Below are 12,361 nucleotides of genomic sequence, written 5' to 3' on the forward strand. Positions count from 1 at the left end.
GGACCGGTTATCGGGACGTCCACAAATGGGTGTCACAGTGTTTGGTCTGATCGCCCGAAATTGATTGAACACATTCATGAATTCGGACTGTTTTGTACGGAATGGCGTCCGGGCGGAGCGGGGTGCGGCCTGCGTGCACCGTGCCGGCAACTCCCGGTGGGCGATCCGGACGCGCGGGTCGCGCAGCCCGAGGCCGATGTCGTCGGATGCCGGGTCGATGTGAAAAGCTGAAGCCGTGGCGCACGGGTATTCGCAAGACGACATCGAGACGGTGCTCATCACCGAGCAGCAGATCGCCGAACGGACCGCCGAGATGGCGCGGGCCGCGGCGGAGCGGTACCGCGACGCCCCCGAGGATCTGCTGCTCGTCGGCGTGCTCAAGGGTGCCGTCATGTTCATGACCGATTTCGCGCGTGCGCTCCCGATCGCCAGCCAGATGGAGTTCATGGCGGTGAGCAGTTACGGCTCGTCGACGTCGTCGTCGGGCGTGGTGCGCATCCTCAAAGACCTCGACCGCGACATCGCCGACCGGGATGTGCTGATCGTCGAGGACATCATCGACTCCGGCCTCACGCTCACCTGGCTGATGAAGAACCTGGCCACCCGCAATCCGCGGTCGCTGGAGGTGGTGACCCTGCTCCGCAAGCCCAAAGCCGTCGAGCTGCCGGTGCAGGTGGCCGACGTCGGCTTCGACATCGAGAACGAGTTCGTCGTGGGTTACGGCCTCGACTACGCCGAGCGCTACCGGGATCTGCCGTACATCGGCCGGCTGAATCCCGACGTGTACACCGGCTGATACACCGACTGACCGGGTCCGCGAGGCGCCGTGCCCGGCCGCCCGCGGTTACGCCGAGCGGGAACAAAGTCAAGGTCCCGGGTCGTTGAAAGGTAGCCTCGATACCGAGTTGGACGGGAAGGACAAGGGCGCGCCCGCACACGCCATCTGCCGGGTGTGGTGCGCATGCCCACGCGTAACAGCATGAACCGAAAGAAGCTGTACCGGAATCTGGTCATCGTGGCCGTGATCATCTTGGCCCTGTGGGGCTTCAGCGCGCTGCGCAGCGACGACGGCGAGTGGACCGGAGTCGACACCTCCGTCGCCATGACTCAGATGAACGTCAAGAACACCGAGTTCATCCAGATCGACGACAAGGAGCAGCGTCTCCGGATCACGCTGAAGAACCCGATCAAGGTCGACGGCGAGGACGTCACCAAGATCGAGTCGCAGTACCCGTCGGGCGTCTCGGCCCGCGTGTTCCAGAGCGCCACCACCACCGGGGCGCCGTACCAGACCAACATCACCAAGGACTCCGGGATCTGGCAGTCGCTGCTGATCTTCGTGCTGCCCATGGTGATCCTGTTCGGCCTGTTCTTCTTCGTGATGAGCCGCATGCAGGGCGGTGGCCGTGGCGGCGTGATGGGCTTCGGCAAGTCCAAGGCCAAACAACTCACCAAGGACATGCCCAAGACCACGTTCGCCGACGTCGCCGGTGCGGACGAGGCGGTCGAGGAGCTCGACGAGATCCGCGACTTCTTGCAGAATCCGGCCCGCTACCAGGCGCTCGGCGCCAAGATTCCCAAGGGCGTTCTGCTGTACGGTCCGCCCGGCACCGGTAAGACGCTGCTGGCCCGCGCCGTCGCCGGCGAGGCCGGGGTGCCGTTCTTCACCATCTCCGGCTCGGACTTCGTCGAGATGTTCGTCGGCGTGGGCGCCTCCCGCGTGCGCGACATGTTCGAGCAGGCCAAGGCGAACAGTCCGTGCATCATCTTCGTCGACGAGATCGACGCTGTCGGGCGTCAGCGCGGCGCCGGAATGGGCGGCGGACACGACGAGCGCGAGCAGACGCTGAACCAGCTGCTGGTGGAGATGGACGGCTTCGGCGAGCGCTCGGGCGTGATCGTGATGGCCGCGACCAACCGGCCCGACATCCTGGATCCGGCGCTGCTGCGTCCGGGCCGCTTCGACCGGCAGATCCCCGTCGGCAACCCGGACATCGCGGGTCGTCGTGCCATCCTCGCCGTGCACGCCAAGGGCAAGCCGATCGCCCCCGACGCCGACCTGGACGGGCTCGCCAAGCGGACCCCGGGCATGTCCGGCGCCGACCTGGCCAACGTGATCAACGAGGCGGCGCTGCTCACCGCGCGCGAGAACAAGAGCGTCATCACCAACGAGACACTCGAGGAGGCCGTCGACCGCGTCGTCGGCGGACCGCGCCGCAAGAGCCGCCTGATCAGCGAGCACGAGAAGAAGGTCGTCGCCTACCACGAGTCCGGCCACACGCTGGCCGCGTGGGCCTCGCCCGACCTGGACCCGATCTACAAGGTGACCATTCTGGCTCGCGGTCGTACCGGCGGGCACGCGCTCGCCGTGCCCGAGCAGGACAAAGACATCATGACCCGGTCGGAGATGCTGGCGCGCCTGGTGATGGCGATGGGCGGCCGCGCCGCCGAGGAGCTGGTGTTCCACGAGCCGACCACCGGCGCCAGCTCGGACATCGACCAGGCGACCAAGATCGCCCGCGCGATGGTCACCGAATACGGCATGAGCGCCCGGCTCGGCGCGGTCCGCTACGGCCAGGAACAGGGCGACCCGTTCATGGGGCGCGGCATGGGCGGTACCCCGGACTTCTCGATGGGAGTCGCCGAGCAGATCGACGACGAGGTGCGACGCCTGATCGAGGCCAGTCACACCGAGGCTTGGGCGATCCTGGACCAGCACCGCGACAAGCTCGACGAGCTGGCCGGCGCGCTCCTGGAGAAGGAGACGCTGGTGCGCAAGGACCTCGAAGAGATCCTCGGCGGCGTCGAGAAGCGTCCCCGGATGACTGAGTTCAGCGAGTTCGGCGACCGCACGCCGAGCAGCAAACCGCCGATCAAGACGCCGGGCGAGCTGGCGATCGAGCGAGGCGAGCCGTGGCCGCCCGAGCCGGCCCCGGAGCCCGTCGCGGTGGCGCCCGGTGCGCCCCAGTACGGCGATCCTCGCCAGTCGGGCGGAGTCGAGACCGATCCTCGCCGGTCGGGCGGAGTCGAGACCCCGCCGCAGTACGGAGATCCCCGATACGGTCAGCCGCCCAACTACGGTCAGCCGCCCAACTACGGTCAGCCGCCCAACTACGGTCAGCCGCCGTACGGTCCCCCGCAGACCGGTCAGCAGCCCGTCTATCCGGGCCCGAACGGTCAGCCGCCGAACGTCCAGCCGCCGAACGGCGAGCCGGGCCAGCCGCCCTACGGGCACCAGCCGGGTGGGCCGCAACAGCCGGGGCCGCAGCAGCCGGGCGGCACCTGGCCCGACTACGGGGCGCCGCGCGACTGGCGTGCACCGGGCTGGCCGCCGTCCGACGACCCGCGCAAGAATTGACCCGCTCGCCGAGCTTGCTCTCCCGGAAGGAATCGCACCAGACATGAGCGACGAGCCGCTGTTGACCGCAGACGGTCGTGAGTTCGACCAGGCGCGCGCCGAGGCCGCCGTCCGCGAACTGCTCCTCGCCGTCGGCGAGGATCCCGACCGGGAGGGTCTGCGCCGCACCCCGGAGCGGGTCGCCCGGGCCTATCGCGAGATGTTCGGCGGCCTCTATACGCAGCCGGACGAGGTTCTGGCGACCGTGTTCGACGAGGACCATCGCGAGCTCGTCCTGGTGAAGGACATCCCGATGTACTCGACGTGCGAGCACCATCTGGTCTCGTTTCACGGCGTGGCGCACGTCGGCTACATTCCGGGTGCGAGCGGGCAGGTGACCGGGCTGAGCAAGCTCGCCCGGCTGGTCGACCTGTACGCCCGCCGTCCGCAGGTTCAGGAACGGCTGACCAGCCAGATCGCGGATGCGCTGATGCGCAAGCTCGAGCCGCGCGGGGTGATCGTGGTGATCGAGGCCGAGCACCTCTGCATGGCGATGCGCGGCATCCGCAAGCCCGGGGCCAGTACCACCACGTCGGCGGTGCGCGGGATCTTCCAGACCAGCGCGGTCTCGCGCGGTGAAGCCCTCGACCTGATCGCGCGCTGATGGGCGCGGGGCGACCGGGCCCTCGCACGCTGGTCATGGGCGTCCTGAACGTCACGGCCGACTCGTTCTCCGACGGCGGGCGCTATCTGAACGCCGAGGCGGCGATCGCGCACGGACGGGCGCTCGCCGCGGCCGGCGCCGACATCGTCGACGTCGGCGGCGAATCGACCCGTCCCGGTGCCGACCGGGTGGATCCGGCGATCGAGGCCGAGCGCGTCGCCCCGGTGATCACCGCGCTGGCCGCCGAGGGCGTGATCGTCTCCGTCGACACCATGAGGGCCGGCGTGGCCGCGACGGCGATCGAAGCCGGCGCCGCCTACGTGAACGACGTCTCCGGCGGCCGGGCCGACCCGGACATGGGACGCGTCGTCGCCGAGGCCGGACTGCCGTGGATCCTGATGCACTGGCGCCCGTCGAACGCGGCCGCCGACGGCGACCGGCACTTCACTCATCGCGTCGAGGACGCGGGGGGCTATCGCGACGTGGTGGCTGAGGTCTCCGGCGAGTTGCTCGGCCAGGTCGATGCGGCTGTGGCGGCGGGCGTCGACCCCGACCGCATCATCCTGGACCCGGGTCTGGGCTTCGCGAAGACGGCCGAGCACAACTGGGCGCTGCTGCACTCGCTGCCGACGCTGATCGGCCTGGGGTTTCCGGTGCTCGTGGGCGCGTCGCGCAAGCGTTTCCTCGGCGCGCTGCTGGACGACCGCGCCCCCGAGGGACGGGACACCGCGACCGCAGCCATCTCGGCGCTGTCGGCGGCGGCCGGCGTCTGGGGCGTCCGGGTTCACGACGTCGCCGCCAATCGGGACGCCGTGGCGGTGGCTGCGGCCTGGCGTACGGGAGGAGCCCGACATGGCTGACCGGATCGAACTGCGTGGACTGCGGGTCCGCGGTCACCACGGCGTGTTCGACCACGAACGGCGGGACGGGCAGGACTTCCTGATCGACATCACGCTGTGGCTGGATCTGCGCCCGGCGTCGGTGAGCGACGACCTCGCCGACACCGTCGACTACGGCGCACTCGCGCAGCAGGCCCACGACATCGTCGCAGGGACGCCGCGGAATCTGATCGAGACGGTCGGCGCCGAGATCGCCGACGAGATCATGACCGACCGGAGGATCTCCGCGTGCGAGGTGACCGTCCACAAGCCGTCGGCGCCCATCCCGTTGGCGTTCGACGACGTGGCCGTGGTGACTCGTCGTTCGCCCAAGACCGGCCCGGCGAGGCCCCGATGAGCGGTGCCTGGACGCCCGGCGCCGGGACCAGCCGCGCCGTCCTGTCGGTGGGATCGAACCTGGGCGACAGCCGTGCCCGCCTGGCCGAGGTGGTCGCCGCCCTCAGCGATCGGCTGGTCGCGGCGTCGGGCGTGTTCGCGACGCCGCCGTGGGGCGGTGTGGAACAGGACGACTTTCTCAATCAGATCCTCGTCGCCGAGGCGAACCTCACTCCGCAGGAGTGGCTGGGGTTCTGCCGGGAGCGCGAAGCCGCCGCCGAGCGCATCCGAGATGTCCGCTGGGGGCCGCGCAGCCTGGACGTCGACGTCGTCACGATGGACGTCGACGGCACCACGGTGATCAGCGACGATCCCGAGCTGACCCTGCCGCATCCGCGCGCGGCCGAACGCGCCTTCGTGCTGGTGCCGTGGCTCGATGCCGATCCCGCCGCCGTGCTGTGGACTGCGGCCGGGGTGCGGAACGTCGCCGACCTGCTCGACGAGATCGACCCGGCAGAGCGGTCCGGCGTCCGGCGGCTGGAGGAACGACGATGACCCGGCCCGACCGACTCCCGCCGCTGCCGGACGACGACGAGCACAAACTCGGACCGACGCGGGTTCGGGATCTGCTCGCGATCGCCGTGGTGGCGGGTCTGCTGTTGTGGATCGTGGCGCGGTACCACTACGGGCTGTTCCCCTCGCTGCCCTGGCCGGCCGGGCTCACGCTGTACGTGCTGGCGGCCCTTGAAGTGCTGATCGCCTTCATGGTGCGCAGCCGGGTGGCGAACGGGAAGGTGGGTCCGGCGGAGGGCCAGCTGCACCCGATCAACGTCGCCCGCTCGGTGGCTCTGGCCAAGGCGTCGTCCATTCTGGGGGCGATCGCGCTCGGCGGCTGGGCCGGACTGCTGGTCTTCCTGCTGCCGCGCCGGGAGCTCGACGTCGCGGTGGCCGATCTGCCGGCCGCCGTCGTGGGTGCGGTCGGCGGTCTGCTGCTGGTCGGCGCGGCGCTCTGGCTCGAGTACTGCTGCCGGGCGCCCGACGACCCGGATGCGGAGACGCCGGACACCTCACCGAACCCGGCGTAAGTCCGGTCATGGCCGACTCTCCGCAGGCGGTGCCGGGTCCCCCGGCTACGGCCAGGTAAGTTGGCCACCATGACCAGCACCAACCGCACCTCCAGCGCCACCCGTCGCACGCCGCGTCGCAGCGCCTCGAAGGCTGCCGCCGCGAGTGCCGATCCAGGGGTCGTGTCGCCGTCGAACGGTTCGTCGTCGAGCGGTGCGTCCGGGGGATCGGGGCAGGTGGCACAATGGCTGCTCGGCCTGTTCATCGTGCTCGCGGTGATCGCGAGCCTGCTCATGGTGTTCGGTGGCGACATCTCGCTGACCGGCTCGCTCGCGGTGATTTCGGCGCTGTGGGCGGCGGTGATCGGTGCGGTCCTGGTGACCAAGTACCGGCGGCAGGCCGACGTCGCCGAACTGCGGAGCCGCGATCAGCGCGACGTCTACGAGCTCCAGCTGGAGCGGGAGATCGCCGCACGCCGGCAGTACGAATCCGAGGTGGAGATCGCGATCCGCCACGAGGTGGCCGAGGAGAACAACGAGGAGTTCGAGGCGCTCAAGGCGCAGGTCCTCGCTTTGCGCGCGAATCTCGAAGAGTTGCTGGGTAATCCGCTGCCGGAGGTGCCGCTGGCGCTGCGGCCCGAGCGTCGTCGTGAACTCGGATCCGGTCTGGCCGGCGTCGGTTACGCCGCGACCGCCGACGACCGGGTCGCCGCCGATCTGGACTTCGAGTCCACTGCACCGGCGACCGAGGCCGGACGCCACGCGCCCGAGCCCGCCGGAGCGACCGGTGAACTGCCGGTGGAACAGCCCGGCGACGTCGAGATGACCGAGATCATCCCGGTGGTCACCGACGAGGAACCGACGGAGTCCGGCGGTCCGGAGTATCACGAGACCGAGTACTACGAGGTCGACGCTCAGGTGCGGCCGGCCACCGACGAGCCGGAGCCGGCCCATTACACGGCGTCCGAGTACGAGTACACCTCGTCCGAGTACACGGCCACCGAGTACTACTCGCCAGCTGAGCCTTATTCGCCCGCCGAGCATGTCGAGGCGAACCACGACCCCGCACCTCACCACTACGGGCAGTCGCACCAGTATGGCGAGCCACAGCAGCAGGGATACGAGCCGACCGCCTACGACGCCGCTTCGTACCAGCCGCCGGTGCCCGGGGCGCCCCAGGTTCCGCAGGTGCCCGAGGTGCCGCCGATGCCGCAACGCGGGCGACGGGCGTCGTCACACGACGACGGAGCCCACACCGACGGGCTCTCGGTCAACGAGTTGCTGAGCCGCCTGCGGGAGAACGGCGGTCGGCAGAACCCCGGCGGTCGTCGCCGTCGCGACTGACGGTCGTCAGCGGATGTGACGTCCCGCGCGAGCTCCACGAGTTGTTCGCGTCCTTCGGCCTCTCGCTCGGTGCTCGCAGGAGTGTCGTCGGGATTGCCGAGGCGGAGGTGAACCGTCGATCCGCCGTCGATGAAGACGATGCTCGCCAGGTCGCCGTGTCCGGCGAGCCGATAGAACGACTCCTCTCCGACGCCGGGGGAGGGCGCGTCCTCGTCGTAGAAGAGGCCGGTGCGCAGCGCCTCGAACTTTTCCCGCGGGTCCATCGGCTGTGTGTACAAGGTCGCGAATAGTACGCGCTTGCCGTCAGCGGCGTTCCACGTGCACCGGGTCTCGCCGGGGTCGAGGTTCGTCGCGGTCGAGAGCTCGCCAGGCTGTGTCTGTCGACCTGTCACTGCGTTGATCTGCTCCGGAGTGAGGATCTTGCAGGCGTCAGAGCTGCTGCGCCACCGTAGAAGAGGATCGAGAGTTTCTCCCCAGTGAGACCGGGCGTGGCAGCCGTCTGACGACTGCCCACGCCTGGCTGGACAGTCGGGTGCGAGGCTGCGCGAGCAATTTGATGCTCCTAATTGTTGTCAAGCGGCGGCGGTGAGCCATTGGCGAGGGTGTCGTCGCGTTTGAGGCCGCGTTCCAGGCGTGAGATCTCGATCGGCCAGATTCCCCGAAGTGGCCGGCGGCCGCGGTCAGTGTCAGGCTCTTGGCCCGGCGGGTGGGGCGTAGGTCGCTGTAGTCGTCGATCTCGACGACCCGGGTCAGGAGTTTGAATATTTCGCGGGCGATCGCGCGTTTGAGTTTGCCGGAGTGGCAGGTACCCGATATCCGGTCCACCCCGTCCTGGAGTCCAGGGGGTGATTTCCGTCTTTCAGTCGATCTCGCAGGCCACCGGGGTGTGGGTGTGCCTGCACTGGGCAGCGTACTCGTCGGGCGTGAGGTAGCCCAGCGATGAATGCCGATGTCGGGTGTTGTGGTCCTCCTTGTAGTCAGCGATCGCGACCCGTGCCTCGAGCAGGCACGTCCAGTGGTTGCGGTTGAGCAGCTCGCGGCGCATCCGGCTGTTGAACGATTCGGCGGTGCCGTTGTTCCACGGCGTGCCTGGTGGGATGTAGTCCAGGCCCACCCGACCGTCGCAGAAGCCCCTGAGAACCTGGGAGATGAACTCCGGGCCGTTGTCGAGTCGCAGCACCTGCGGCGGCCCTCCCGCGGCGGTAAACGCCTTCTCCAGCTCTTGAACGAGCCGCGGCGCGTCGACGGAACGCTCGACGATGTTGAGCACCGACTGCTTGGTGTGCTCATCGACCGCGGACGCGATCTTGATTGCCTTCCCGTCGATGGTGGAATCGAACTGGAAATCGATGGCCCACACCACCTTCGGGGCATCCGCCTCGATGAACGGGGGCGCGGACGACTCGCCGGCGCGTTTACGGGCGGAGCGGATCTTGCGCTGCAACCCTTCGTCGGTCCACAACCGGTGGACCTTCTTGCGGTTGATCTGCCGGCCCTCGTCGTGACGCAAAGCCGCCCACGCCCGGCGGAACCCATGACAGGGATGTTTCGTCGAGTAATCACGGAGCCAGCCCCGCAGTTCCGCGTTTGGATCCTGTGGTGTGTCAGTGATTTTCGGGGTGCGGTAGGTGGAGCGGGAGAGCCCGACCGTCTTGCACGCCATCCGTTCCGACATGCCCTTGACCCGCTTGAGCATGTCGACGGCGGCGCGTTTGGCGTCCGGGCTCAGAATTTTCCCTTAGCCACCTCCCGCAGAGCGTCCTTCTCCAACTCCGCGTCCGCGAGCAGCCGCTTGAGCCGGTTGTTCTGCTCCCGCAGGTCCTTGAGCTCCTTCGCCGCGTCCAGGTCCATCCCGCCGTACGAGCGTCGCCAGTTGTAGAGCGTTGCCGCCGACACTCCAACTCGGCGGCGATCTCCTCGCCCGTCGATCCCGCCGCAGCGAGCTCATCGGCCTTGCGCAGCTTGCGGACGATCTCGTCCGCCGAGTGCCTCTTCCGTCCAGCCATACCGATCATTGTCCTATCCCGCCCCGCCTTCGGGGGCGATCACGGACTCAGTACCGAGCGGACCAATCTACAGGGAACACGCCAGACTTGCCCTTGATCCGTTTGGTGTCTTTGCGTCCGCCGTACACCTTGGCCACTGTCAACCCTGCTGCCTGGAACGCGCTGGTGGGGCGTGTTTAATTTTCTGTGTAAGCCGTGCTGAAAGGACACGCAGCAAGAGATGACCATGACTGATGAAAAGGGCGCTTCCTCGACCACGGGTAACGAGCTCGTCGCTCAGCTCCGGGCCAGTGGTGCGTTGGACGAGTTGTTCGCCAAGATCGACTCCGGCGAGGTCGAGATCACCGGCTCGGGACGGGCTGCTGCCGGCGTTGCTCAAGACCACTCTGGAGCGGGGTCTGCAGGCGGAGCTGATCAGCCATTTGGGCTACGAGAAGGGCGAGCCGGCTCCGGCCAAGCGCCCGAACGCACGTAACGGCACCACCTCGAAGACGATCGAGTCCGAGGTCGGGTCGTTCACTATCGACGTACCCCGGGATCGGGCCGGGACGTTCACCCCCCGCCTGGTCCGCAAGGGCCAGCGTCGTCTGGACGGGCTCGATGACATGATCATCAGCCTCTACGCGGGCGGCATGACCGTCCGGGAGATCGAACACCATCTGGCTACGACGATCGGCGTGGAGCTGTCGGCGGGTACGATCTCGGCGATCACCGACGCTGTGGCCGATGCCGTCCTGGAGTGGCAGAACCGGCCGCTGGAGGAGTTCTACCCGGTCATCTACCTCGATGCGATCCGCATCAAAGTCCGCCAGGACCACCGTGTGGTGGGCCGCTCGGCGTACATCGCTGTCGGCGTCGACCTCGACGGTGTCAAACGTGTCCTGGGGATCTGGGTCCAAGACGCCGAGGGCGCCTCCTTCTGGGCCCACGTGTGTGCTGACCTGGCCAATCGTGGTGTGCGTGACGTGCTCATCGTGTGCTGCGACGGACTGGCCGGACTGCCGGAGGCGATCGAGGCGACCTGGCCCGATTCGATGGTCCAGACCTGCGTGGTGCACCTGATCCGGGCCTCGATGCGGTTCGTGTCCTACACCGACCGCAAGAAGGTCGCCGCCGAGCTCAAGAAGATCTTTCGCCGCCCCGAACGAGGAGACCGCGCTGACGGCGCTGGCCGAGTTCGAGGCCTCGGCCTGGGGCGCCAAGTATCCGCAGACCGTGGCGACCTGGACCGCGGCGTGGGACAGGTTCATCCCGTTCCTGCAGTTCCCGCCCATGCTCAGGCGGGTCATCTACACGACCAACTCGATCGAGTCGTTGAACTTCCAGCTACGCAAGGTCACCAAGAACCGCGGCCACTTCCCGAGCACCGAATCGGCGGTCAAGCTGCTGTGGCTGGCGATCTGCAACATCGAAGACCGTCGAGCCCGCGACCGCGCCGCCGAAAAGGGCAAACCCGCCGGGCTACGACGGGCCTCGGGCCGCCTCGTCGAAGGACAGGTCACCACCAACTGGAAACAAGCCCTAGCTGTACTTCCCCGACACGTTGTGAACATCTGAGGTAGGACGAAGACCTCCGGGCAGGATGTGGGTTACCACACTCACGATCTAGCCACGGAGGTCTTCGTGACTCACGCTAACGCACCTTTGACACCCGAGGGGCGTCGACGCCTCGCTTCCCTGGTCGTGGACCGAGGTTGGTCCTTGCGGCGTGCCGCCGAGCGGTTCCAGTGTTCACCGGCCACGGCGAAGCGGTGGGCCGACCGCTACCGTGCCGGCGAGTCCCTGACTGACCGCAGTTCCCGGCCTGCACATTCACCGGCCCGGCTGCCGCGCCGCACCGAGCGCCGGATCATCAAACTGCGCTGCACCCGCCGGTGGGGGCCGCATCGGATCGCCTATCACCTGGGTATTGCGCGTTCAACGGTCGGCCGGGTCCTCGACCGCTACCAGATGCCGCTGCTGGCCAACATCGACCAGGCCACCGGCCTGCCGGTACGCCGACCGCAACCGAAACGGTATGAGGTCGACCGGCCCGGACGACTGGTGCACGTCGACATCAAAAAGCAGGGCCGAGTCCCCGACGGCGGTGGCTGGCGTGTGCATGGTCGCGGATCGGCCGCCGACCGTACCGCCGGTGCGGTCCGTGATCGGGCCGCCCGTTCGGGAGCACCGGGCTCGCGTGGCTACCGCTACCTCCATCACGCCGTCGACGACCACTCCCGGGTGGCGTACTCGGAGATCCTCGACGACGAACGCAAGGAGACCGCGGCCGGCTTCTGGCGCCGCGCCAACACGTTCTTCGCCGAACACGGATTGCAGGTGACCGCAGTGATGACCGACAACGGCTCCTGCTACCGCTCGGCGATGTTCGCCGAAGCCCTCGCCGAGACCGGGATCAAGCATAAGAAGACCAAGCCGTACCGGCCCCAGACGAACGGGAAAGTCGAACGCTTCAACCGGACCCTGGCCGCCGAATGGGCCTACGCGAAACCCTATGCCAGCGAAGCCGAACGAGAAACCGCCTACACCGCATGGCTCCACCACTACAATCACCACCGACCCCACACCGGCATCGGCGGCCAAGTCCCCGCAGACCGCGTTCACAACCTCACGGGGAAATACACCTAGCCCAGCTCGCCGCCGCCTACCCCGACCGCATCAACCCCTACCTCTGACCGACCCACATACACAGAAAACTTGACAGGCTCGGCGTCAGTCGGACCCAGAGTCAC

9 protein-coding genes and 2 pseudogenes are annotated in these 12,361 nt (G+C 68.1%); 10 read left to right on the forward strand and 1 reads right to left on the reverse strand.

The genetic code is table 11. The annotated features are described in order from the left end of the window. Positions 1-235 precede the first annotated feature (235 nt). From hpt to C6V83_RS03705, 8 genes are all read left to right on the forward strand, one after another. Complete coding sequence (gene hpt, locus C6V83_RS03670) at positions 236-796, forward strand: hypoxanthine phosphoribosyltransferase (RefSeq protein WP_105941254.1); 561 nt, start codon at positions 236-238, stop codon at positions 794-796. 183 nt (positions 797-979) lie between these two features. After that, entirely contained in the window at positions 980-3,358 is a 2,379-nt protein-coding gene (ftsH, locus tag C6V83_RS03675) for an ATP-dependent zinc metalloprotease FtsH (RefSeq protein WP_105941255.1), read from the forward strand. Between the two features lie 43 nt (positions 3,359-3,401). Further along, positions 3,402-4,001 (forward strand): GTP cyclohydrolase I FolE, encoded by a 600-nt coding sequence (gene folE, locus C6V83_RS03680; protein ID WP_105941256.1) that lies wholly within the window; start codon positions 3,402-3,404, stop codon positions 3,999-4,001. A 35-nt stretch (positions 4,002-4,036) separates the two neighbouring features. Continuing rightward, a complete protein-coding gene (gene folP, locus C6V83_RS03685) occupies positions 4,037-4,861 on the forward strand; it encodes a dihydropteroate synthase (RefSeq protein ID WP_105943691.1) in 825 nt (274 codons plus the stop codon). Further along, positions 4,854-5,237 (forward strand): dihydroneopterin aldolase, encoded by a 384-nt coding sequence (gene folB / locus C6V83_RS03690; protein WP_105941257.1) that lies wholly within the window; start codon positions 4,854-4,856, stop codon positions 5,235-5,237. Before folP ends, folB begins: the two co-directional genes overlap by 8 nt. Further along, a complete protein-coding gene (gene folK, locus C6V83_RS03695; protein ID WP_105941258.1) occupies positions 5,234-5,770 on the forward strand; it encodes a 2-amino-4-hydroxy-6-hydroxymethyldihydropteridine diphosphokinase in 537 nt (178 codons plus the stop codon). The genes folB and folK overlap by 4 nt, the downstream gene beginning before the upstream one ends. Continuing rightward, entirely contained in the window at positions 5,767-6,300 is a 534-nt protein-coding gene (locus C6V83_RS03700; RefSeq protein ID WP_105941259.1) for a DUF3180 domain-containing protein, read from the forward strand. Before folK ends, C6V83_RS03700 begins: the two co-directional genes overlap by 4 nt. A gap of 69 nt (positions 6,301-6,369) precedes the next feature. Further along, a complete protein-coding gene (locus tag C6V83_RS03705) occupies positions 6,370-7,623 on the forward strand; it encodes a DUF6779 domain-containing protein (RefSeq protein WP_325027379.1) in 1,254 nt (417 codons plus the stop codon). 859 nt (positions 7,624-8,482) lie between these two features. Here the strand turns inward: C6V83_RS03705 and C6V83_RS03715 are convergent. Next, positions 8,483-9,629 (reverse strand): annotated as a pseudogene (locus C6V83_RS03715) (IS3 family transposase). Positions 9,630-9,855: 226 nt separating this feature from the next. Between C6V83_RS03715 and C6V83_RS03720 the strand changes: the two are divergent. Further along, positions 9,856-11,186, forward strand: a pseudogene (locus C6V83_RS03720) (IS256 family transposase). A 66-nt stretch (positions 11,187-11,252) separates the two neighbouring features. Next, positions 11,253-12,257, forward strand: a complete 1,005-nt coding sequence (locus C6V83_RS03725) for an IS481 family transposase (protein ID WP_105943693.1) — start codon at positions 11,253-11,255, stop codon at positions 12,255-12,257. Positions 12,258-12,361 lie beyond the last annotated feature (104 nt).

Source organism: Gordonia iterans (assembly GCF_002993285.1).
Lineage (GTDB): Bacteria > Actinomycetota > Actinomycetes > Mycobacteriales > Mycobacteriaceae > Gordonia > Gordonia iterans.